Below are 22,674 nucleotides of genomic sequence, written 5' to 3'. Positions count from 1 at the left end.
CTTTCCGGGGAAGGGTGTTTCGCTGATCGTGTCATCTTCATGACCGGCCGGGGCATTAGACTCGGGCAATCCATGAGCCCCTTGAAGGAACGGGATTATGTCTTCTGGGTATGACCGTGTAGTGCAACCGGCGGCCGGTGACGAGGCCCTGGAGAACCACCTGGGTGGGGACGAGGCCAAGAACTACCGGCAGTACGAGTTCGACATGGTCGCCCCGCATGTCGGCCGCTCGATGCTGGAGATCGGCTCGGGGCTGGGCCACTTCGCCGAGCAGTTCCTGCCGCGCCTCGACCGGCTGGTCGTGAGCGACTTCGACCCCTACTGCGTCGAGCAGCTGGAGAAGCGCTTCGCCGACCGCGACGACATCAGCGTCCTGCAGTTCGGGCTGCCGACGAACATCCCGCTCGAGGACAAGGTCGACACCGTCGTCATGATGAACGTCCTGGAGCACATCGAGGACGACGCCGAGGCCCTGCGCTCGCTGGCGCGCGTCACGCTGCCGGGCGGGCGGATCATCATCTGGGTGCCCGGCTACATGCAGCTTTATGGGGACTTCGACCGCAAGGTGGGTCACGTCCAGCGCTACACGCCCAAGACGCTGGGCACCGCGGTGGCCAAGGCCGGGCTCGACGTCGAGGTGCTCAAGCCGATCAACTTCCTGGGCGGCATCGCCTGGTGGGCGGCCGTGCGCAGGGGCGGCGTGGGCTACCCGGACCCGAGGCTGGTCAAGATCTACGACCGTACGGTGGTGCCGCTGACGCGGCTCATCGAGCGGTTCGTCCGGCCGCCGTTCGGCCAGACCGTGTTCTGCGTGGCCCGGGTCCCGAAGCAGCGGTAACGCGCCCGGGGCCGCCCCAAGGGTTGGCGGGGCGGCCCCGGGCGGGCTACTTGATGGAGCCGGCGGTCAGGCCGCCGACCACCTTCCGCTCGATCAGGGCGAACAGGATGATCACCGGGATGGTGGCGATCACCGAACCGGCGAACAGGTTCTGCCAGTCCACCTGGTACTGCCCGATGAACGAGTTGAGTGCCACCGGGAGCGGCTGGTTCTCCGTCGTCGTGGTCAGGGTCAGCGCGACCACGAACTCGTTCCAGGCGGCGATGAACGTGAAGATCAGTGCGGTGATGACGCCGGGCATGGCCAGCGGCAGCGTGATCCGGAACAGCGCGCCGAAGCGCCCGTTCCCGTCGATGAACGCCGCCTCCTCCAGCTCGCGCGGGATCGACGAGAAGTACGCGTTCAGGATCCACACCGCGAACGCCAGGTTGAACCCGCCGTTGACCAGGATCAGCGCCCAGATCGAGTCCACCAGCCCGAACTGGAAGAACTCGCGGTAGATGCCGACCACCATGGCCGTGGGCTGGAACATCTGGGTGATCAGCACGAGGATCAGGAACGCGGTGCGGCCCCTGAAGTTGTGCCGGGCCGAGTAGTACGCCGCGGGCAGCGCCACCAGCAGCACGAGCACCGTCGAGCCCGCCGCCACCTTGATCGTCACCCACAGGTTCCCGGCCAGGCCGCTGCCCCAGAAGTTGGCCAGGTTCGACCAGACCCACTCCTCGGGCCAGAACGTCACGTCGCGCAGCGAGTCCTGAGAGCGCAGCGAGGTCAGCAGCATGACCACGTACGGGAACAGGAAGAGGAACGCGATGACGTACGCGCTGGCGGCGATGAGGACGGTCTTGAGCCTCGGCATCGCGCGCGCGGCGGCACCGCGCCGCTGACGGGCGTGATGGTGCGGCTTGACCTGCGGTGGCATCGTCTTGACGGCCATCACGCCACCTCCTTGTTCCACCGCGACACCTTGAGGAAGACCAGGGTGAGCACGATCACCATGCCGAAGTTCACGACGGACATGGCGGCCGATTCGCCGATGTCGGAGCCCTTGAGGATGTACATGAGGATCGTCGAGGTGGCCGTCGAGTAGCCCGGCTGGCCGTGGGTCATCGCCCAGATGATGGGGAAGCTGTTGAAGACGTTCATGACGTTGATCAGGGCCGCCACGGTGAGCGCGGGGCGCAGCAGCGGCAGGGTGATCGACCAGTACGTCCGCAGCCGTCCGGCCCCGTCCATCCTGGCGGCCTCGTACACGTCGGACGGGATCGTGGCCAGCCCGGCCAGCAGCGCGTACGTCGTGAACGGCACCGACACGAACACCGCGACGAACACCAGCCACGGCATGGCGGTGGAGGCGTCACCGAGCTGGTCGGCGGCGGCCCCGCCCATCGCGTCGATCAGCCCGAGCTTCAGCCGGATCTGGTTGATCACGCCGACCTCGGGGTCGAGCATCCACTTGAAGATGATCGCCGTCATCAGCACCGAGGCGGCCCACGGCGCGATCAGCGCCCACCGGGCCACCTTGCGCAGCGGGAAGCGCTGGTTGAACAGCTGGGCCAGGGCCAGCGAGATCAGCACGGTGAGCGCGACGACCGCGACCACCCAGATCACGCTGCGGACCATGACGTCGGCGAAGTCCTGCTCGGCGAAGAGCTTCTCGTAGTTCGCGAACCCGTTGTATCCGCGCACCACGCCCAGCCGGCTGATCTCCAGGAACGAAGACCTGATCATCTCGACCACGGGCCAGAGCACGACCAGCGCGATCAGCACGATGGCGGGCCCGACCCAGGCGAGGGGTTCGAGGGCGCGCAACCTTCTCATGACATACCTTTCCAGGACGGTACGGCCGGTGGGCGCCGGCCGTACCCGAATCCCGCTGGATCAGCCGGCCGCTTCGGCGGTCTTCTGCAGCTCACCGAGGACCTTGGCCGGGTCGTCCTTGACGGCCCCGCCGATGGTCTGCTTGATCGCCGGGTTCACCTCGGCCCACTTGGGGTCCTGGAAGGGGTAGAAGCTGGCGTTGGGCAGGGCGTCGAGGAACGGCTTGAGCTTCTCGTCGCTCGACAGCTTCTGGATGCCGCCGTTGGTGACGGGCAGCAGCTTGTACGTGTCGGAGATCTTCGTCGCGGCGTTGCCGGTGTAGAAGAAGTCGAAGAACTTCTTGATCTCGGCGGCGTGGCCGTTCTTGTTGAACGCCATGATCCAGTCCATGACGCCGAGCGTGGTGTCGAGCGGGCCGGCCTTGCCGGGGATGGGCACGACGCCGTAGTTCTTCAGGCCGGCCGCGTCGAAGATCGGGATCGACATGGGGCCGCCGTTGACCATGCCGACCTTGCCGGCGCCGAAGTCCTCCCAGACCGTCTTGCGGTCCTTGGTGCCCGGGTTCGGGGTGGTCAGGCCGGCGTCGACCAGGCCCTTCAGGTAGGTGAAGGTCTCCACGTTCTGGGCCGAGTTGATCGCCCACTTGCCGGAGGCGTCCTTGTAGCCGCCGCCGTTGCCCAGCATCCACAGGAACGACTCGGCCTGGGCCTCCTCCTGGCCGAGCGGCAGGCCGAACGGCTGCGTCACGCCGGCCGCCTTCAGCTTCTCGGCGGCCGCCTTGAGCTCGTCCCACGTCTTGGGCGCCTCGGCGACGCCGGCCTTCTCGAACAGGTCCTTGTTGTAGAACAGGGCGCGGGCGGAGGAGACGAACGGGATGCCGTACGCGGCGCCGTCCACCTTCCCGAACTCGGCGAACTTCTGCAGCATGTCGCCGGAGACGTTCGGGGACAGGACCTCGTCCACCTTGTGGAGCAGGCCGTCCTTGACGAAGCCGGAGTAGTCGCCGGTCTGCAGGATGTCGGGCACCTGGCCGTTCTGGACCATGGTGGCGACCTGCTTGTCGATGTCGTTCCAGTTGATGACCTGGACCTCGACCTTGATGTTCGGGTTGGCCGCCTGGAACTCGTCCACGACGCCCTTCCAGAACGTCTCACCGGAGTTCGGCTTGCCGGGGCCGTCGCCGTAGTCGGCGGCGACCATCTTCAGCGTGACCTGGCCGCCGCTGGACGCCTGGGTGTCGCCTCCGCCGCCGGAGCCGCCCGACCCGCAGCTGGACAGGACCAGCATCGTGGCAAGGCCGAGAGCGGCGCCGCCCACAAGCTTGATGTTCACTGGAGATACCGCCTTCTCGTCGGACGGGCCGGGCTGGTCCGTACCAGCCAGCGGACCCAGCCCTGGGGGATGAGGCGCGCGCGAGTCAGGCTCGCTCGCGTTTGCGCCAGCGTAAGCCTGAGTTAAGCAGCCGGTCTATACCGGCTTGTCTCGGTTTTGCAACACTCGCGGCACTTCGACCGCACAACCGGTCTAGACCGGACGTCAGAGGATCTTCCTCCGGACGTTCTCCCCGCCCTCCGGCGCGCCGATCCACGGGCCCTCGATCGACGGGTCGAGGATGCCCTCCTCGACGAAGGTGTAGCGGCCTTCGAGGACGTAGCCGGCCAGGCGGACGTCCTGGCTGTCGCTGTTGTCCCAGAGCCGGTCGAACAGCGCGTCCACGCGGCGTCGTGCCTGGTGGCAGTAGGTGTCGGCGAGCTCGTACGGCCTGCGCCCCAGGTCCCTGGAGTCCTCCTCCGCCTTGAGGCAGACGGCCGTCATGGCGTACAGCTCGGCCCCTATGTCCACGATCCGGCCGAGGAACGACTGCTTGTGCTCCAGCCTGCCCTGCCAGCGGGACATGCCGTAGAAGGTGGACCTGGCCAGTTTCCTGCTGGTCCGCTCCACGAAGCGCAGGTGCGCGGCCAGCGGGCCGAAGTCGGCGTACGCGGTGGGCAGGTTTCCGGTGCCGGCGACCAGCGTGGGCAGCCACCTGGCGTAGAAGCGGCTGGCCCGGCGCAGCGCCTGGGCGCGTTCCTGGCGGGTGGCGTCGGGGTTGATCAGCTCGCCGGCGGCCGACAGGTGGGCGTCCACCGCCTCCCTGGTGATCGCCAGGCGCATGATCTCGGAGGAGCCCTCGAAGATGCGGTTGATCCGGGAGTCGCGCAACATCTGCTCGGCCGGCACGCCGCGCTCGCCCCTCGCCGCCAGCGACGCGGCCGTCTCGTAGCCGCGCCCGCCGCGCACCTGGACCAGCTCGTCGAGCACCTGGTACGACAGCTCGGAGGCGTACAGCTTGGCCAGCGCCGCCTCGATCCTGATGTCGTTGCGCTGGTCGTCGGCCAGGCGGCCGGTGAGCTCGCAGACGGCCTCGACGGCGTACGCGGTGGCCGCGATGAAGGCCACCTTCGTAGCCACGGCCTCGTGCTGGCCGACCTTGCGCCCCCACTGCACGCGCTCGTTGCCCCACTCGCGAGCGATCTTGACGGCCCACTTGGCGTTGCCCGCGCACGTCGCCGGCAAAGACAGCCGGCCAGTGTTGAGCGTGGTGAGCGCGATCCGCAGGCCGTCGCCCTCCTTGCCGATGAGGTTCTTGGCGGGCACCCTGACCTGGGAGAACTCGGTGACGCCGTTCTCGATGCCGCGCAGGCCCATGAACTCGTTGCGTCGCTTGACCGTGATGCCCGGCGAGTCCGCCTCGACCACGAACGCGCTGATCCTCTTGCCGGTCCTGGCCATGACGACCAGCAGGTCGGCGATGACGCCGTTCGTGGTCCACAGCTTGACGCCGTCGAGCACGTACTCGTCGCCGTCGCGGACGGCGGTGGTGGCCAGCCGGGCCGGGTCGGACCCGACGTCGGGCTCGGTCAGGAGGAACGCGGAGATCTCGCCGGCGGCGCACCTCGGCAGGAACTCCCGCTTCTGCTCCTCGGTGCCGAACAGCTTGAGCGGCTGCGGGACCCCGATCGACTGGTGCGCCGACAGCAGCGTGGCCAGCGCCGGGCAGTACGAGCCGACGAGCATGAGAGCGCGGCAGTAGTACAGGTAGGGGAGCCCGAGGCCGCCGTACTCCTCCTTGATCGTGATCCCGAACGCGCCGAGCGCCGCCAGCCCCTTCACCACGTCGTCCGGCACCTGGGCGGTCCGTTCGATGAGGGCGGGATCGACGTGCGCGTCGAGGTAGCGCCGTACGGCCCTGACGAACTCCTCCCCCTTCTTGGTCGCCTCGTCGGGCAACGTGGGCGCCGGATACACCAGATCCAGCCGGAAGTCACCGAGGAAGAGCTGCTTGGCGAAGCTCGGGCGCGTCCACTCCTTCTCCCGCGCCTGCTCGCCGACCTCCCTGGACTCCGCGTACTTGGCGTGCTCGGTCATAGCACCTCCCGACGTTGCGCCGTCTGTGCCCATGAGTACTGCCCGCCTGACGGCGCCCTGTCGCCCGTTTATAGCCCGATTTTGTAGGAACGGCGAGCATTGACGTTCAGCGCGCAAAGTGCCACGAGGCCCAGCACCGCCGGGACCACGAGGTACGCGCCGCAGAACGCCAGCCCGAGCAGCGACATCCCGGTCCCCACCACGGCCGTGCCCCGCTGCCGGCCCGCCGGCAACATCCGCACCGCCGCGGCCACCCCCGCCGACGTGACCGCCGCCAGGCACGCCGAGGTGGCCCGCATCAGCATGTCCAGGTCCACCGCCCACACCAGCACGGGCACGCTGAGCGCGAGCAGCAGCCCGAGGCTCCGGTACGGCGTCTCGCCCGGCCGCCCGCCCCTGGCGAACCAGCCCGGCAGCGCCTTGTCCGCGGCCAGCGCCGCCCCCAGCCGGGACGCCCCGGCCAGGTAGGTGTTGACCGCCCCGAACGTCAGCAGCACCGCCACCACTCCCGTGACCGGCCGCGCCACCGGGCCGAGGCCGGTCTCCAGCATCGCGGTGAGCGGCACCCCGGTCATGTCCGCGCCGAGCACGGCGACCGAGGTGACGGAGACGCCCGCGTACAGCAGCCCGATCACCACGAGGGCCACCACGGTGGCCCTGAGCAGGCCCTTCCGGTCGGCGAACTCGGCCGACAGGTGGCTGGCCGCCTCCCAGCCCACGAAGGCGAACATGAGCACCCCGGCCGCGCCGGCCACGCCCGCGGCGCCGTACGGGGCGAAGGGGGTGAAGTTGGCCGCGTCAGCGTGCGGCGCGGCGGTGATCACGGCGGTGGCCAGGAGCGTGACGAGCAGCATGACCAGGGCGATCTGCAGCCGTCCCGAGGTGCGCAGCCCGGCGGCGTTGGCCGCGAACGCGGCCGCCAGGATCAGGCAGGCGGCCAGGGTGCCGGGCACGCCCAGGGTGGCCTCGACGTACTGGCCGCCGACCAGCGCGCCCGCGACCGTGCCGATGGGGACGGCGCCGTAGAACCACCATCCCGCCACGGCGGAGGCGTGCCGGCCGAACGCGAGGCCGACCACGGCGGCCACTCCCCCGCCGCCCGGGTAGCGCGCGCCGAGCGCGGCGAAGGTCAGCGCGACGGGGACGCTCAACGCGAGCATCCCCGCCCAGGCGAGCACGGAGGCGGGCCCCGCCGCGGCGGCGGCCAGGTGCGGCAGCACCAGCATCCCCGGCCCCAGCACCGCACCGACCAGCAGCGCCGTACCCTGACCGGCTCCCATATGTCCATTCATGAGGCTTGAAACTAGTTCAATCATTCGGCCCTACCCCAGCTCGATCGAACGTTCGGCCGGAATGCCATGCGAAGCTGTGGGCATGGACGAACTTGATTCGGCGATCGTACGGTTGCTCCAAACGGATGCGCGGCAGTCCAATCGCGAGCTGGCCAGGCAGCTCGGCATCGCACCCTCGACATGCCTGGAGCGCGTCAGGGCGCTCACCCGCCGGGGCGTGATCCGTGGCTACCACGCCGACATCGACCCCGCCGCGCTCAACCGCGGCGTGCAGGCGATGGTCTCGGTGCAGGTGCGGCCACTCAGCCGGGCGGTGATCAACGCGTTCAAGACGTCGGCCGCCGAGATGCCGGAGGTCATGAGCGTGTTCGTGCTGGCGGGCGGTGACGACTTCCTGCTGCACGTGGGCGTGCAGGACCTCGACCACCTGCACGGGTTCCTGCTCGACCGGCTGAGCAAGCGCAAGGAGATCGTCGGGTTCCGCACGTCGGTGGTGTTCCAGCAGGTCCAGAAGGCCGTGCCGACGCGGCTGGAGGAGACCTGACTTTCGTCAGGGGTCTCCATGGACGGTCGGCCGATACGGAAGGGGGTCCCGCCTTTCTAGGTTTCTCGGGTGAAATCCCTCATGTCCCTTCTGGCGGCCGCGCTGACCTTCAGCGCGACGCCCGCCACGCCCGCCACGGCCGCCCCTGAGCTGACGCCCGCCGCCGTCGACGCCTACCTGCGCGAGGCGATGGAGTCCACCGGGGTGCCGGGCGTGTCCGTGGTCGTGACGCGCGGCGGCGAGGTCGTGCACGCCGCCGGCTACGGGCACGACTCCGCCGGCCGCCCGGTCACCGAGGACACCCCCATGAGGGTCGCCTCGGTGAGCAAGTCGTTCACCGCCATGGCCGTCATGACGCTCGTGGAGCGCGGCGGGATCGAGCTGGACGGGCCGGTGGCCGCGCAGCTGCCCGGCTTCACGATGGCCGATCCCCGGGCCGCGCGGATCACCGTGCGGCAGCTGCTGAACCAGACCTCCGGACTCTCCGACCGCACGGTCGACATAGGCGCCACCGAGCGCGCCACCTCCCTGGCCGACTACACGGCCCGCCTGGCCGGCTCCCGGCTCGCCGCCGACCCCGGCACCCGCTGGGAGTACTGCAACGTCAACTACGACCTGGCCGCGCGGCTGGTCGAGGTGGCGAGCGGGCGGCGGTTCGGTGACTACCTGCGCGAGCGGGTGTTCGGGCCGCTCGGCATGACCTCCAGCGCCTTCTCCGACAAGGTCGTCCCGGTCGCGGACGGCTACAACTCGCTCTTCGGGGCCTGGCTGCCCCGGCCCGAGCTGGCCGGGTTCCACGACGACAGCGGCGCGGGCGGGGCCATCACCACCGCCGCCGACATGGGCAAGTGGCTGATCGCGCAGGCGGGGGACGGCCGGCCGCCCATCGGGCGGCAGAGCCTGGAGGCCATGCACCGGCCCACCAAGCTGCGCCCGTACGGGATGGGGTGGGGCATCGAGGACAACGGGCAGCTCGTGCACTCGGGGAACCTGTTCACCTACAACGCCGTCGAGGCCGTCTCCCCCAAGACCGGCTACGGCTTCGCGGTCATGACCAACAGCGCGACGCTGTACGACCCGACGTACGACATCATGCTCGGGCTGACGGCGCTGAGCGAGGGCAGGAGCCCGCAGGGCCCGGGGAACGACCGGCAGCTCTTCGAGGCGGTGCTGGCCGCGGTCGCGCTGGTCGCGGCCGGCCTGGGCGTCCTGGGCGCGGTGCGGGCGCGGCGCTGGGCCGCGAAGCGGGCGGGCCGGCCCCGGTGGCGCGTCGGGGTGCGGCTGCTCCCCGCGCTGATCCCGGTCGCGGTGCTGGCCGCGTACCCGGACCTGGTCACGGTCCTGGTGAACGGCCGCACGGTCACCTGGGCCCAGCTCGCCTACTTCCCCGCCCCCATGTCGATCACGCTGGTCGTCGCGGCCCTCGCGGGCTTGGGGGTGACGATCGCCCGAATTTGTGTACTGTGTAAGCTTACAAGGTACACAAATTAGAGGAGACCGCCGTGCACACCGTCGCGATCGTCGTCCCCCTCGTCTGGCTCGCCTGGCTCGTCGCCACCGACTGGTTACCGATGTTCCCGCTCAACGACCTGAGCGGCGCGAACGTGCGCGGCCGGGCCCTGGCGGCGGCCATCAACTACCCGTTCCCGCTCCTGGTCGCCGCCGGGGTCGCCTACGGGCGGGCCTGGTCGCTGCTCGCCGCCATGGGGATCTGCGTCCTGATCCTCGCCGGGCACCTGTACAACTGGTGGCTGCCGTACCTCGGGGTGAGCAACGCCGGGCAACGCGAGCTCTACCGGCGCGAGTACGCCCGCACGCTGAAGATCCTCCCGGCAGAGGGGCACGACGTGGTCGTGGACGTCCAGCACATGGTGGTGGGCGCGCTGTCCCTGATCATGCTGGTGACCACGCTCGTCGCTACCCTGAACCCATGACTCCAGGGCCGAGGCGCGCCGGGCGGCCTGCCGTGCTCACCACCGAACGCATCGTCGCCGCGGCCGTCGAGGTCCTGGACGCCGATGGGCTGGAGGCGCTGACCATGCGCCGCCTCGGCACCCAGCTCGGCGTGGCGGCGATGTCGCTCTACCGCCACTTCCCCAACAGGGACGCGCTGCTGGCCGAGGTGGTCAACCGGCTCTTCGCCGAGGCCGTGTCCGAGTTCGCGCCGGAGACGGCGTGGCCGGAGGCGCTGACGGGGTTCGGGGTGGCGTACCGGCGGATGTTGCTGGCCCACCCGCACGCCGTGCCGCTCCTGGCCACCCACCCGGTCGACGTGGACCTCGGGCTGGAGCTGCTCACGGGACTGCTGTCGCGCTTCGAGGCGGCCGGCATCGCCGCGCGGGACGCGCTCACCGCCGTACAGTCGGTCGGCGTGTACGTGCTCGGCCACGCCCTGGCCCAGGTCGGCACGCCACCGGCCGAGCAGCACGACGAGAGCGCCCGCGCGTTCTACGACCAGTGGTTCGACTCGGGGCTGCTCGCCATGGTGACCGGCTTCGAACGGCAGCTGGTCTAGCCGGCGGTGACGAGCTCGCGGCGCGGAACGGCCGCGTAGCTGATCGCGAGGGCGCCCAGGCTCAGCGCGGCGGCCGCCGGCCCGACCGCCGTGGTGGCGATCACGACCGGCACCCGCCGCTGCACGACCATGCGCGAGTCCCGCGCGGCCCTGGACCTCGTGATCAGCGCCGGTTCGGCGGCCCGTTAATTCGGTTGCACGGGCTCCTGGCGCCCCCATAGCCTCTTGGACATGCGCCTTTACCAGTAATTCCGCTCAGTCCACCCGTCCAGCCATGAGACGCGGCAATCGAGCATGCCGACCGGCCCTTCCGAGCCGCGTCGTCGAGAATTACGTAAAGGAGCTTCCTCATGCGAGTTCGCGCCAGCAAGAAAAACAGCCGCCCCGGGCTTCCCGTGGTGCGGCCGATGCCCAAGATGCCGCAGCGGCCGATCGCGCCGCCGCGCCGCATCCCCTCGAAGGGGCGCTGAGACTACTACCGGGATGGGTAGTAAACGGAGCGCCGCCTCCCCCGTACGCCTGGGAGGCGGCGCTCCACCTTTCACAGCCTCTCGATGATGGTGACGTTGGCCTGGCCACCGCCCTCGCACATCGTCTGCAGCCCGTACCGGCCGCCGGTGCGCTCCAGCTCGTGCAGCAGCTTGGTCATCAGGATCGCGCCGGTGCCGCCCAGCGGGTGACCGAGCGCGATGGCGCCGCCGTTGGGGTTGACCCGGGCCGGGTCGGCGCCCAGCTCGTGCATCCAGGCCAGCGGCACCGGGGCGAACGCCTCGTTGATCTCGACGACGTCGATGTCGTCGATCGACATGCCGGCCTTCTTCAGCGCCCGCTGCGTGGCGGGGATCGGCGCGGTCAGCATGTAGACGGGGTCGTCGCCCATGAGCGCGAGCTGGTGGATGCGGGCGCGCGGGGTCAGGCCGTGCTCGCGTACCGCCTCCTCCGAGGCGATGAGCACGGCGCCGGAGCCGTCGGAGATCTGCGAGGAGGTGGCGGCGGTGATCTGCCCGCCCTCCTTCAGGGTCTTCAGACCGGCCATCTTCTCCAGCGTCGTGTCCGCCCGGGGGCCCTCGTCGTCCTCGACCCCGTTGATGGGGGCGATCTGGTCCTTGAAGTGGCCGTTGGCGATGGCCTTGGCGGCCCTCTGGTGCGACTCGAACGCGAACTGCTCCAGCACCTCGCGCGTGTAGCCCCACTTCTCGCACATGAGCTCCGCGCCGCGGAACTGCGAGATCTCCTGCTTGCCGTAGCGCTCGACCCACTTCTCCCCGAACGGGAACGGCATCCCCTTCTCCAGGGCGGCGGTGATCGACGAGCCCATGGGCACGATGCTCATCGACTCGACGCCGGCCGCCACGACCAGGTCCTGGGTGCCGGACATGACGCCCTGGGCGGCGAAGTGGATCGACTGCTGCGAGGAGCCGCACTGCCGGTCGATCGTGACGCCGGCGGTGGTCTCGGGCAGCCCCGCCGACAGCCAGGCATTTCTCGCGATGTCCATGCTCTGGGGGCCGAACTGCATGACACACCCCATGATGACGTCCTCCACCGCCGCGGGGTCGACGCCAGTGCGGTCGATCAGCGCCTTCAGCGTGTGAGCGGCCAGGTCAGTGGGGTGGACGGTGGACAGGCCGCCCTTCTTCTTGCCGACCGGGGTGCGGACCGCCCCGACGATGTACGCCTCTGCCACAGTGCCTCCTGGAAACCGAGCATTATTCGGTTACTAGGGGCAGACTACAACAGAATGACGTTCTGGCGCTGCTCACGTAGGGGGTAGAAGCTCCTCCGCCGCGTCGACCCGGAACCGCCACCGGTCCACGACCAGCCCGTTCAGCGTCTCGGACAGCTCCAGGGCGAGTGTGCCCAGCTTGACCGGCTCCTCACCGCGCAGCTCGATAGCGGTCAGCTCGGTGGCGAAGGGCAGCAACTCCTGTACGGCCGGCGGCTGGCCCTTCTGCGGCACCAGCATGGCCCGGATGTCGCCCGCCGCGAACGCGAGCCCCTCCTCCTCCTGCTCCAGCAGGGGCGCCAGCTCCTCGGCGGTGGGCCGTACCGGGAGGATCACGGCCGGGCCGCTCTCACCGCTGTCGTCGGCCGGGTCGCTGACCTCGCCCCGGCACACCGCGAGGCCCTTGAGCCGGAAGGCCAGCCCCTCGGCCAGGAAACGGTCGAAGTAGTCCAGCGGCAGCGGCCCCTCGGCGACCACCCGCACCGCCCACACCTTCTCCAGCTCGCCGCCGGTCAGGTCCGACTCGGCCTCGACGGGCGCGCACACGCGCACGTCGGTCGCCACGATGTCGTCGCCGTCCCGGCGGGCGCTGGGGTCGGCGAGCTGGACGAGACGCAACAGCTCGTCGGGGTCCGGCTTGGCGGGCAGTGCCGCCGTCGGGCCAGTACGCAGTCTCCGCTTCGCCATCCAGCCCATGCCAGCCTCCGCGCTCAGCTTCGATAGGAGCTCGTCATCGTCGCGTAGACGATGACGTTGTCGGTGTAGTGCCCGGTGGTCCGATCGTAGGTACCACCGCAGGTGATGAGGTGGAGCTGGGCGTTCTCCTGCGTCCCGTAGACCCGCTGGGTCGGGAACGTCTTCTTGTTCGCCTGCTCCACGCCGCCGACCGTGAACACCGCGGTCGTCTTGTCCTGGCGCTTGACCTCGATGGTGTCGCCGTTCCTGATCTCCGGCAACCGGCTGAACACGGCGCTGCGCGTCCGGGTGTCCTTGTGGCCGAGCAGCACCGCCGGCCCCACCTCACCGGGGGTCGACATGTTCCGGTACCACCCGACCAGGTTCGGGTCGTTCGCCGGCGGCACCTGGATCGTGCCGTCCTTGGCCAGCCCCACCGACTTGATCGGCGCGTTGATCCCCAGCCGCTTGATGACGATCCTGACCGGGGTGGAGGGCAGCATCGGGGGCGCCGGGGTGATCTGCGGCAGCGGCGGCGGCACGTCGGCCGGGGCCTGGAAGAGCGCCTGCTCCGGCTGCCCGCTCGCCTTCGGCTGCGCCGGCAGGGGCAGGGCGTCCCTGCTGCTCTGCAGGCCGTACTCGGCGGGCGAGTTGAAGACGATCAGCAGGCCCGCGACGACGGTCACGACCCCGGCGATGGCGGCCCCGATCAGCACGGTCCGGAGCGCCGTACTGCCCTTGTCCTCCGGAGGCGGCGGCGGCGCGGGTTGCGCCGGACCGCCACCGTACGGCTGGTAGTAGCCCCCCACGGTCGTCAGCCCTTGGCGGTGCGACGGCGGATGAGCAGCCCACCGACGGCGGCCGCGGTGATCAGAGCGGTGCCGGTCAGGATGAACAGCCGCCCGTCAGGCCCCATGTCGCCACCGGCACCGGTGTCCGCACCCGCCTTGGGCGTCTGGGACTTCCTGGTGCTGCTGGGCGTGACCGTCACCGTCGCGGTGCTGGTCCTGGTGGGGCGGGGGCTGGTCGTCGTGGCGCTGGGGCTCGGACTCGGGCTCGGGCTCGCCGTGCCGGCGGTCACCGTGAAGGTGTACGCCTTGAGGCCGGTCGTCGGGGCGGTGCACCTGATCGCCGGCGAGGTGGCGGAGGTGCCGAAGGCCAGATCGCCCGCCGTCAGCGAGACGGTGCCCGCGGTGGTGGGCTTCACCTTGATCGTGACGCTGGGGAGCGTCGTGATGTCCGAGCCCGCGGTAACCCCCGTGAGGGCGGCCTCACCGGTCGCGGTGGCCGGCGCGCCGGCGCCGCTCGCCTTGATCGTGGCGAAGAGCTTGGGGCTGGTGGTGGGGAAGCCGGTGGGGGCCTTCAACGCGTCACCGGAGGCTTGGATGGTGCCGGTCCAGGTGATGGAGGCGTCGGTGTTGGTCGTGGCGCTGGTGGGGGGCGTCATGACGACCTTGATGTCGACGTCGGCGGGGTAGTCGGCGTCGGTGGTGCCGCTGGGGAGGGTGCAGTCGTAGGTGACGATGTCATCCTCGCTCCCACCGCCGCCGCCCGTCTGGACGGGGATGGAGATGCTGGCGGGAGTCGCCGACACGTAGGTGCAGTTTGTCGCCTCACCAGCCACCGTGATGGTCAGCAGAGTGCCCGTCGTCGTCGACACGGGAGCCAGGACAAGATTGCCGCCCGTCGTAGCCGTGACGCTGACCGAGGCGGTCATCTTCGGTGGCGTATACGTCCCGTTGGCCTGAACCGCCGTCGCGACCGTGCCGGTGCCTGACCCCTTAAGGGGCGTGGGGGTTCCGCCCGTCACCGTGAGGTCACCCCCGCTGGTGGTCACGGACGCTTGTGCGGCGATCGCCTTGGTGGCGGTCATGGCGGGGAAGGTCCACTCGATCGTCGCAGCCTGGGAGGGAGCCACCGTTGCCGGGGCAGTGGCCGTCAACACGACCGACTCGGCCGGCAGAGCGCCGCCTGTGCACCTGTATGTAACTTTCAACGGGTCCGCTGCCGCGGCCTGAGCCGGAGACGACAGAGTTAAGACGGAGCAGACGAAGAAGACCAGCGTGCTCGCAAGCCCCAACGCGGACGTCTTATGGGCGAGGCGGCGCCCCACCTGGGACATAAGCACGGGTCCATCTCCGTTTCAAAGCAGTGTCAACAGTCGTGCCAGAATTCCAGCCGTTGGTCACGGTTAGGTTGAGATCCTACGAACTGTCCCTGTCAACTTCCCGTAAACCGCCAAATCCGCCACAGCTTCCTCCTCAGCCCTTCTTCTTCGACAGCGTTGCGTACACAACAATGTTGTCCGTGTAGCTGTGCGCCGTCTTGTTGTAGACCCCACCACAAGTGATGAGCCTGAGCTGAGAGTTGCTCGTGTTCCCGTACACCCGCTTGGTCGGGAACCCGTTCTTGCTGGCCTGCTCGATTCCGCTAACCGTGAAGCGGGTGACCTTGCCGTCCGACCGGTAGACGTAGATGTGGTCGCCCTTGGCCAGCTCGCGCAGGCGGTCGAAGACGGCGGGGCCCTTGCGGGTGCTGACGTGGCCGTTGATGATCGCCGGACCGGCCTCGCCCGGGACCGGGGAGAAGCGGTACCAGCCCGTCTGGTTGGGCTTGCTCAGCGGCGGCGTGCCGAGCTTGCCCTTCATGTTGACGGTGACCGCCCCGATCGGGGAGTTCACCTTGAGCTTGGGGATCTTGATGCGGGTCGGCCTGGCCTTGGCCTTGGCGGCCTTGGTCTTGGGCGTGGGGATCGGTGCCACGACCGGGGCGGCGGCCAGCGGGGGCGGCGCGTCCGGGCGGGCCGGGGTGAGGGGGACGTTCTTGCCGCCGGGGCCGACCGTCGGCGGGAGCACGAACGCGCCCGCGTTCTGCACCTCCACCTGGGTCGGCGCGTCCTGGGCCGCCAGCAGCGACTCCGAGCCGTCGTCCACGGGAGGCGCCAGCGAGAGCAGGCTCACCATGACCAGGCCGACGCCGCCGAGCGAGCCGGCGATCAGCAGCCCGGGCAGTGCCCTCTGCATCGGTGTCTTCTGCTCGGCCATCAGTGCGCTCCTCCCGCGTGCGCGGCCTTGCGCCGGCGCAGCACCAGGCCGCCACCGGCACTTCCCATCAGCAGGACCATGCCGCCGGCCATGAGCCCGTACGGACGCTCCGGACCTTCCGGCGCCTCACCGGTGTCCACGCCGCCGCTGGGCGTCTTGGCCACCTGGGCCCTGTAGTACCTGGTCGCCGTCGGCCCGGTGCTCTTCGGCGTGGACGAGGTCGTGCCGGACACCTGCGGAACGACGATCACGCGGCCCAGGCCGTCGGTGATGGTGCCGGCCGCCGGGGGCGTAGTGGTTCCCGTGGACGTGGGGTCCGGGTCGTTCGGGTCGTCCGTGGGATCGTCCGTCGGGTCCTCGGTGGGGTCGTCCGTGGCGGTGTTCGTCGGCGTCTGGGAGCCGCCTGGGACGTTGATGTCGATGGCGCCCGGGTCGCCCTGGAGCGTGCAGGTCGCCTGCTGGTGCTGGGGCGGCTCGGGCACATCACCGGTGAACACCTGGAAGGCGTCGAGGTAGGCGACCTTGCTCTCGGTGTTGATGATCTCGATGGTGTGCGGCCCGTACTCGAGCTGCGGCGACGTCCAGAGCACTTCCTGCGTCTCGGTGCCCGTCATGTCGTTGCCGCTGCGGTCCTGGCCCGGCTGGACCAGGCCCGAGGTGACGGGCTGCCCGTCGATGAGCACCCTGATCGGGCTGAGGTCCTGCTCGCGCCTGCCGATGTAGGCGACCTTCGTGCCGATGAAGTCGAGCTTGGCGACGGAGTCGAGGCCCTCGGTCCTCTGCAGGTCGTTGAGGTAGTCGTCGTACCTCGACGCGGTGTACTCCCAGGTCCAGGGCCCGTTGTACTTGATCTTCGGGTCCTTGTTGTTGACCATGACGTCACCCTCGGCCGGAGTGAACCGGACGGTCAGGGTGCTGGGCTTGAAGCGGATGGTGCCGGTCCTCGTGAGCGACGCGCTGTCCGACAGCCCTTCGGGAAGTTCGAGGTAGTCGCCGGGCACCAGCTCGCCCTGCGTCTGGCCACCGCGCGGCCGGAGCTGTCCGATCCAGCCGCCGCTGATGTCCACCACGCCCTCCAGGTCCAGGGAGGACCCTTCGGGGAAGAAGCCGGGCGAGCCGAACTTCTGCAGGCTCTTGTAGCTCATGTCCCAGCGGACGTTCATGGTGCCGCCCTCGACCTGGGGGGTCATCCGGGCCTCGATGTCCACGCCGCTGCCGGCGATGCCGCCCGTGCAGCGATAGTTGGCCACCAACGACGCCTGTGCCTGGCCTGGGATCGACGACGTCACGACGAACGCCGCAGAGGCCGCCATGCCCACCGATGCGGCGATCAACGCCTTGCGCCACCGACTCACGGGAGACTCCGATCAACCACATACGGACCGAGGGTAGATCTTAGGGTCGAAACACCCGCAACACCTACCGAATGTCGCTTCTTCCGTCACTTGTGATGAACCCGTGTCCACAGGCTCCCCGGGCCCCGGTAAAGCGGGTATACCTGGCGGCAACAGAACAGCATTCTGCCAGTGGAGGCGACTGATGCAGCGAGACCTCTTCGACGAGGAGCACCTGCTCTTCCGCGAGACCGTGCGCGAGTTCATGGCCCGCGAGGTCGTGCCGCACCACCCGCAGTGGGAGAAGGACGGCGTGGTGCCGCGCGAGGTCTGGAAGAAGGCCGGCGAACTGGGGATGTTCGGGTTCTCGGTGCCGGAGGAGTACGGCGGCGCGGGCATCACGGACTTCCGGTACAACGCGGTGATCGTCGAGGAGATCATGCGGAGCGGCGCCAGCGGCCTCGGCTTCTCGCTGCACAACGACGTCATGGCCCCGTACGTCGTGGACCTGACCGACGACGAGCAGAAGCAGCGCTGGCTGCCCGGATTCGTGAGCGGCGAGCTGATCACCGCCATCGCCATGAGCGAGCCGGGCGCCGGCAGCGATTTGCAGGGCATCAGGACCACGGCCATCCGCCAGGGCGACCACTACGTCGTCAACGGGCAGAAGACCTTCATCACGAACGGCATCAACGCCGACCTCGTCGTCGTGGTGGCCAAGACGGACCCGGAGGCGGGCGCCAGGGGCACCACGCTGATCGTCGTGGAGCGCGGCATGGAGGGCTTCAGCCGCGGGCGCAACCTCGACAAGGTCGGCATGAAGGCGCAGGACACGGCCGAGCTGTTCTTCGACAACGTACGCGTGCCCGTCGCCAACCGCCTCGGCCCCAACGACGGCGAGGGCTTCTTCCAGCTCATGCACAACCTGCCGCAGGAGCGCATGTCGATCGCCGTGGCGGCGGTGGCCGCGGCCGAGGACGTGCTGGAGCGGACCATCGAGTACTGCAGGACCCGCCAGGCCTTCGGACGCAGCATCGGCTCCTTCCAGAACACCCGCTTCGTGCTGGCGGAGCTGGCCACCGAGACCGAGATCGCCCGCCACTACGTCGACAAGTGCATCCTCGCTCTCAACGCGAAGGAGCTCACCGCGGTGGACGCCGCCAAGGCCAAGTGGTGGACCACCGAGCTGCAGAACAAGGTCATCGACCGCTGCCTGCAACTCCACGGCGGGTACGGCTACATGATGGAGTACCCGGTCGCCAAGGCGTGGCTCGACAGCCGGGTCCAGACGATCTACGGCGGCACCACGGAGATCATGAAGGAGATCATCGGCCGGTCCTTCGGGTTCTGATCCGTCACCGCGCGGCAAGCCGGTTCGCCCCGCATACTGGACAGCATGGACGGCGGCCTGATCCTTCTGATCTTCCTGGCGTTGCTGTTCGCCTGGGTCCTCAACCGCGTGCGCCGGGCGATCCGCCTGGGGCCGATCGGCTATGCCGGCGTGGTGATCGTGTTCGTCCTGGTCATGCTGCTGCTGTGGGGCCAGACCAAGATCTAGCTACGCCTCCAGGATGACGCGCGCCACCAGCTCGGGGTCGTCGCTCATCGGCACGTGCCCGCAGCCCTTCAGCAGCTTCACCCGCTGGCCCGACCACCGCGCCGCGCGCACCGCCTGGCGGCGCAGCAGCAGCCGGTCGTGCTCGCCCCACGCGATCGTGATGGGCGACTTCGGCGGCGCGGGCGGCATCAGCCCGCCGAACGACTCCAGCGTCTCGTCGAACCCGGCCGCCCGGCCCAGCGCCTGGGTGGCCGCGATCAGCGCGGTCGGATCGAGCCTGGTGGGACGGGCGACCAGGACCCCGGCGGAGACCGCGCGCAGATAGCGGTTCTCGGCCGTCCTGGCGAGCTGCTCGGGAGGCAGGGAACGGGCCGAGGCGCGCAGGGTGCGCAGCATCGCCTGGCAGTAGAGCAGCTCCGAACGCGACCAGAAGCCGGCCGGGGACAGCGCGGTCGCCGTACGTACGACACCGCGCGAGGCCAGCTCCAGCGCGATGTAACCGCCCAGCGAGTTGCCCGCCACGTGCGGCTCGCGGACACCGAGCAGCGCGCAGAAGGACTCGACCGCGTCGGCCAGCGACTCGGCGGTGTAGGGGATGCGGTCGGGCAGTGCGGGAGAGACCCCGAAACCGGGCAGGTCCACCGCGATCACCGTGCGCGCGGCGGCCAGCCGGTCCATCACGGGCAACCAGGCCTGCCAGTGGTGACCGATGCCATGAATGAGGATCAGCGGCTCGCCGGTGCCCCGTCGTTCGAAGGCCAGCTCCATTGAGCCAGTGAATCATTCACCTGCCGCGCGTGGGAATCTCGAACCAGACCGCTTTGCCTTCCCTGGTGGGTCGCGACCCCCAGCGCCGGGCGAGCTGGTCGACCAGGTAGAGGCCGCGCCCGCCCTCGTCGTTCTCCCCCGCGCTGCGGATGCGGGGCAGGCGCAGGTCCTGGTCGAACACCTCGACCCAGACCGACTCCTCGCCCCTGCGCAGCCTCAGCGTGAACTCCTTGTCGCCGACCACCTCGTCCTCGAAGCCCGGCACGTCCCAGGAATCCTCGAACGGCAGCGGCGGCCCCTCCACGACCAGCTCCCTGCGCGGCACCCCGGCGGTGGCGGCGTGCAGCACCACGTTGGTCACGACCTCGGAGACGAGCAGGCAGGCCAGCTCGGCGCGCTCCTCGGGCACGTTCCAGCTCGCGAACGCCTCCGCGGCCATGCGGCGCGCCTCGCCCACCATGATCGGCTGGGCGGGGAAGGTTCGCGCCTCGACGTCGAGGTCGACGTCGCTGGAGCGGACCACGAGGATCGCCATGTCGTCGTCGATCTCGCCGGGCACCGCCACCGTGGCGGCGTCGGCGATGCGTTCGACCTCGGCGTCGGACATCTTGGCGAGCTTGTCGCACAGCACGCCGAGGGTCTCGGCCTCGCTCGGCATCCTGCCGTCGCGGCCCGGGCGGCGGTCGATCAGGCCGTCGGTGTAGAGGAGCAGCGCCGCGCCCGGTGGCAGGGTGCGGGTCTCCTCCTTGTAGACCAGGTCGGCGTGCAGGCCCTTGGCGCGCACCCCGAGCGGCTGGCCGACCTCCTCGATCTCGAGCTCCGAGCACTGGCCGTCGATCAGCAGCAGCGGCGGGGCGTGCCCGGCGTTGGCGAAGGAGAGCTGCCGGGACCAGGCGTCGTAGACCAGGTATTGGCAGGTCACGATGGGCGGGATGCTGACGTCGGCGCCGTTGTCGTCCTGCTCGGGGGTGGCGATGATGCGGGTCCACTCGTCGAGCCGGGCCAGGATGTCGGCCGGGGACTTGTCGTCCTGCGCGAACGCCCGCAGCGCCGCCCTGAGCTGGCCCATGATGGCCGCGGCCTTGGCGCCCCTGCCCTCGACGTCGCCGATGACGATGCCGACGCGGCCGGCGGACAGCGGGATGACGTCGTACCAGTCGCCGCCGACCTGGGTCTGGATGCCCTGACCGTGGGAGGCCAGCGGGGCCGCCGGGTAGTAGCGCACGGCGATCTGCAGCCCGTCGAGCTGCGGCAGCGCCCGCGGCAGCAGGTGCTTCTGGAACGACTCCGCCGTGTGGCGCTCCTCCTCGAACAGCAGCGCGTTGTCGATCGCGAGCGCGACCCGGGTGGCGATGGCCCCCACGAAGTCGCGGTCGAAGGCGTCGTAGTGGGGGCTGCGGCGGTCGGTGAGGTTGGACAACCCGAGGTACATCAGCCCGAGCGTCTCCCCGCGCACCAGCAGCGGGGCCACGATGGCGGAGGTCATGCCGATCTCGCCGCACAGGCGCGCGCTGTCCTCGTGGGGCGAGGGGTAGCGGCTGGTGGCGAAGTCTTCGACCAGGATGGTCTCCTGGCGGCGCAGTGCGGTGTCAGCGTAGTGGCCGGAGGGGTAGCGGATCTCGGCGCCCACCGGCTTCCATGTTCCCGACGGCGGCGTCCACCCCTGTACGTGCTGCGAGACCCTGCGGACGAGCCGGTCGCCCTCCATCAGCTCGATGAAGCAGTGGTCGGCGAACTGGGGGACGAGCATCTCGGCGACCCGCTTGAGCGTCTCCTCGACGTAGAGGGAGCCCGCCAGCCGCTCGCCGATGCGCTCCAGCAGCCCGAAGCGGTCCTTCTCGCGCTCGTTGCTGCGCAGCGCCTCGCGAGCCATGATGACGATCCCCGTCACCGAGCCCGACGAGTGGCGCAGCGGCACGGCCTGGGCGCGCACGTAGACGATGGTGCCGTCGCCGCGCCGCACGTCGAACGTGCCCTCCCACACGCCGCCCTTGAGCACATGCTTGGCCAGCTCGATCGCCAGCGGGTGGTCCTTCTCCATGATCCCGAGGGACAGGACGGACGTGTCACGCGAAGGCGTCTTGCCCTGGTGGCCGAAGAGTTTCTCGGCGAAAGGGTTCCAGTAGAGGAGATTGCTGAAACGGTCGGTCACGACCACGGCCATTTCGGCGTGGTCGAGCACGGATCCGGCCGCAAGGTGATCAGCCGCGTCCTGTGACAGATCCCCCCATCGCTTCATCCGGAGACCACTCCTCGGGGTGGCGTGCATGCAAAGCGGACCACGAGCGCTCCTGCAACAGTCTTGGCCAGAGGGGAGTGGAGGGCCTCCCAGGAGGGATTCAACCAAGTAGCTGCGCGCGCGTCAGCGCTTGGAGACAAAAACGTGTGCCGCGATATCGCGCGGTAGCTCCGCAGGAGTGTCCTTCGCGTCACCGTCACCTGTCACCCGTACACCGTCGTCGCTCGCCGCGAGCGTCACCTCGCGTCCGGGTTGTATCCCAACTTGCTTGAGTTTAAGCATCACAGCGGGATCGCTTTGCACTTGTTCGCTAATTCGACGCACGACAACAGGTGTGTCACGTGTTCCCGCGAGGTCGCACATGGTCGTCAGCGTGTCGGGGCCGCTCTCGACCGGCTCCCTGGCACCCAGCTCGGCCAGCCCGGGGATGGGGTTGCCGTGCGGGCACACGGTGGGGTTGTCGAGCAGCGTCACCAGGCGGGACTCGACGGACTCCGACATGACGTGCTCCCAGCGGCACGCCTCGATGTGCACCTCTTCCCAGGGAAGCCCGATGACCTGGGTCAACAGACACTCGGCGAGGCGGTGCTTGCGCATGACGCGGGTGGCCAGGGTGCGGCCCAGCTCGGTCATCGACAGGTGCCGGTCACCTTCGACGCGGACGAGCCCGTCACGCTCCATGCGGGCGACGGTCTGGCTCACGGTGGGGCCGCTCTGCTGGAGGCGCTCGGCGATGCGCGCGCGGAGAGGGACGATGCCCTCCTCCTCGAGCTCGTAAATCGTTCGGAGATACATCTCCGTGGTGTCGATCAGGCCGTGTGCGGTCAAGGCTCCTCCCAACTGAATGGTACGCCGGTCGTGGCGGGGACTGAGCCCGTCCGCAGCGGGCACAGGAGTCACAGGAACCCTATT

Annotated in this window: 22 protein-coding genes; 7 read left to right on the top strand and 15 right to left on the bottom strand. The window is 69.5% G+C overall.

Annotated elements, in window-relative coordinates; all coding sequences use genetic code 11:
• Positions 1–97: 97 nt before the first annotated feature.
• Positions 98–838 carry a methyltransferase domain-containing protein gene (locus ACBJ59_RS49925; RefSeq protein WP_364119542.1) on the top strand — a complete coding sequence of 247 codons (741 nt, stop codon included), beginning with the start codon at positions 98–100 and terminating at the stop codon, positions 836–838.
• A 46-nt stretch (positions 839–884) separates the two neighbouring features.
• Here ACBJ59_RS49925 and ACBJ59_RS49920 read toward each other — a convergent pair whose 3' ends face one another.
• The 5 genes from ACBJ59_RS49920 to ACBJ59_RS49900 all read right to left on the bottom strand — a co-directional run bounded on the left by ACBJ59_RS49920 (position 885) and on the right by ACBJ59_RS49900 (position 7,347).
• Entirely contained in the window at positions 885–1,775 is an 891-nt protein-coding gene (locus tag ACBJ59_RS49920; RefSeq protein WP_375117042.1) for a carbohydrate ABC transporter permease, read from the bottom strand.
• Positions 1,775–2,659 carry a sugar ABC transporter permease gene (locus ACBJ59_RS49915; RefSeq protein WP_364119548.1) on the bottom strand — a complete coding sequence of 295 codons (885 nt, stop codon included), beginning with the start codon at positions 2,657–2,659 and terminating at the stop codon, positions 1,775–1,777. Before ACBJ59_RS49915 ends, ACBJ59_RS49920 begins: the two co-directional genes overlap by 1 nt.
• Positions 2,660–2,719: 60 nt before the next feature.
• The gene (locus ACBJ59_RS49910; protein ID WP_364119551.1) at positions 2,720–3,991 is read right to left on the bottom strand and encodes an extracellular solute-binding protein; all 1,272 of its coding nucleotides are present in this window, start codon (positions 3,989–3,991) and stop codon (positions 2,720–2,722) included.
• Between the two features lie 204 nt (positions 3,992–4,195).
• The gene (locus ACBJ59_RS49905) at positions 4,196–6,067 is read right to left on the bottom strand and encodes an acyl-CoA dehydrogenase family protein (protein ID WP_375117041.1); all 1,872 of its coding nucleotides are present in this window, start codon (positions 6,065–6,067) and stop codon (positions 4,196–4,198) included.
• A 68-nt stretch (positions 6,068–6,135) separates the two neighbouring features.
• Positions 6,136–7,347, bottom strand: coding sequence for an APC family permease (locus ACBJ59_RS49900; RefSeq protein WP_375117040.1), 1,212 nt, complete (start codon positions 7,345–7,347; stop codon positions 6,136–6,138).
• Positions 7,348–7,441: 94 nt separating this feature from the next.
• On the opposite strand from ACBJ59_RS49900, the gene ACBJ59_RS49895 reads away from it, so the two are divergent.
• From ACBJ59_RS49895 to ACBJ59_RS49880, 4 genes are all read left to right on the top strand, one after another.
• Positions 7,442–7,903, top strand: a complete 462-nt coding sequence (locus ACBJ59_RS49895; RefSeq protein ID WP_364119559.1) for an Lrp/AsnC family transcriptional regulator — start codon at positions 7,442–7,444, stop codon at positions 7,901–7,903.
• A 69-nt stretch (positions 7,904–7,972) separates the two neighbouring features.
• Positions 7,973–9,394 carry a serine hydrolase domain-containing protein gene (locus ACBJ59_RS49890; RefSeq protein ID WP_375117039.1) on the top strand — a complete coding sequence of 474 codons (1,422 nt, stop codon included), beginning with the start codon at positions 7,973–7,975 and terminating at the stop codon, positions 9,392–9,394.
• Positions 9,395–9,405: 11 nt separating this feature from the next.
• Entirely contained in the window at positions 9,406–9,837 is a 432-nt protein-coding gene (locus ACBJ59_RS49885) for a hypothetical protein (RefSeq protein WP_375117038.1), read from the top strand.
• The gene (locus ACBJ59_RS49880; protein WP_375117037.1) at positions 9,834–10,418 is read left to right on the top strand and encodes a TetR/AcrR family transcriptional regulator; all 585 of its coding nucleotides are present in this window, start codon (positions 9,834–9,836) and stop codon (positions 10,416–10,418) included. Before ACBJ59_RS49885 ends, ACBJ59_RS49880 begins: the two co-directional genes overlap by 4 nt.
• Here the strand turns inward: ACBJ59_RS49880 and ACBJ59_RS49875 are convergent.
• From ACBJ59_RS49875 to ACBJ59_RS49845, 7 genes are all read right to left on the bottom strand, one after another.
• On the bottom strand, positions 10,415–10,549 hold the full coding sequence (locus ACBJ59_RS49875) for a hypothetical protein (protein ID WP_375117036.1): 135 nt from the start codon (positions 10,547–10,549) through the stop codon (positions 10,415–10,417). The two genes, ACBJ59_RS49880 and ACBJ59_RS49875, sit on opposite strands and share 4 nt — an antisense overlap.
• Positions 10,550–10,959: 410 nt before the next feature.
• A complete protein-coding gene (locus tag ACBJ59_RS49870; RefSeq protein WP_375117035.1) occupies positions 10,960–12,105 on the bottom strand; it encodes an acetyl-CoA C-acetyltransferase in 1,146 nt (381 codons plus the stop codon).
• A 72-nt stretch (positions 12,106–12,177) separates the two neighbouring features.
• The gene (locus ACBJ59_RS49865; protein WP_375117034.1) at positions 12,178–12,831 is read right to left on the bottom strand and encodes a hypothetical protein; all 654 of its coding nucleotides are present in this window, start codon (positions 12,829–12,831) and stop codon (positions 12,178–12,180) included.
• 23 nt (positions 12,832–12,854) lie between these two features.
• The gene (locus ACBJ59_RS49860; protein ID WP_364119579.1) at positions 12,855–13,628 is read right to left on the bottom strand and encodes a class F sortase; all 774 of its coding nucleotides are present in this window, start codon (positions 13,626–13,628) and stop codon (positions 12,855–12,857) included.
• 5 nt (positions 13,629–13,633) lie between these two features.
• Positions 13,634–14,692, bottom strand: a complete 1,059-nt coding sequence (locus ACBJ59_RS49855) for a hypothetical protein (protein WP_375117033.1) — start codon at positions 14,690–14,692, stop codon at positions 13,634–13,636.
• A 388-nt stretch (positions 14,693–15,080) separates the two neighbouring features.
• Positions 15,081–15,863 (bottom strand): class F sortase, encoded by a 783-nt coding sequence (locus ACBJ59_RS49850; protein ID WP_364119584.1) that lies wholly within the window; start codon positions 15,861–15,863, stop codon positions 15,081–15,083.
• The gene (locus tag ACBJ59_RS49845) at positions 15,863–17,218 is read right to left on the bottom strand and encodes a hypothetical protein (protein ID WP_375117032.1); all 1,356 of its coding nucleotides are present in this window, start codon (positions 17,216–17,218) and stop codon (positions 15,863–15,865) included. Before ACBJ59_RS49845 ends, ACBJ59_RS49850 begins: the two co-directional genes overlap by 1 nt.
• 184 nt (positions 17,219–17,402) lie before the next feature.
• Here ACBJ59_RS49845 and ACBJ59_RS49840 point away from each other — a divergent pair, with 184 nt between their 5' ends.
• Both ACBJ59_RS49840 and ACBJ59_RS49835 read left to right on the top strand, forming a co-directional pair.
• Positions 17,403–18,548 (top strand): acyl-CoA dehydrogenase family protein, encoded by a 1,146-nt coding sequence (locus ACBJ59_RS49840; protein ID WP_375117031.1) that lies wholly within the window; start codon positions 17,403–17,405, stop codon positions 18,546–18,548.
• Positions 18,549–18,593: 45 nt separating this feature from the next.
• Complete coding sequence (locus ACBJ59_RS49835; RefSeq protein WP_364119592.1) at positions 18,594–18,755, top strand: hypothetical protein; 162 nt, start codon at positions 18,594–18,596, stop codon at positions 18,753–18,755.
• On the opposite strand, the gene ACBJ59_RS49830 is transcribed toward ACBJ59_RS49835, so the two are convergent.
• The 3 genes from ACBJ59_RS49830 to ACBJ59_RS49820 all read right to left on the bottom strand — a co-directional run bounded on the left by ACBJ59_RS49830 (position 18,756) and on the right by ACBJ59_RS49820 (position 22,590).
• Positions 18,756–19,523 carry an alpha/beta fold hydrolase gene (locus ACBJ59_RS49830; protein ID WP_375117030.1) on the bottom strand — a complete coding sequence of 256 codons (768 nt, stop codon included), beginning with the start codon at positions 19,521–19,523 and terminating at the stop codon, positions 18,756–18,758.
• Between the two features lie 16 nt (positions 19,524–19,539).
• Positions 19,540–21,762, bottom strand: coding sequence for a SpoIIE family protein phosphatase (locus ACBJ59_RS49825; RefSeq protein ID WP_364119598.1), 2,223 nt, complete (start codon positions 21,760–21,762; stop codon positions 19,540–19,542).
• A 123-nt stretch (positions 21,763–21,885) separates the two neighbouring features.
• Positions 21,886–22,590: a metal-dependent transcriptional regulator gene (locus ACBJ59_RS49820; RefSeq protein WP_375117029.1), complete on the bottom strand. Its 705-nt coding sequence runs from the start codon at positions 22,588–22,590 to the stop codon at positions 21,886–21,888.
• Between the last annotated feature and the right edge of the window lie 84 nt (positions 22,591–22,674).

Source organism: Nonomuraea sp. MTCD27, from assembly GCF_041950495.1.
Taxonomy (GTDB): Bacteria; Actinomycetota; Actinomycetes; order Streptosporangiales; family Streptosporangiaceae; genus Nonomuraea.
This window is presented reverse-complemented; position numbering and strand designations above follow the sequence as displayed.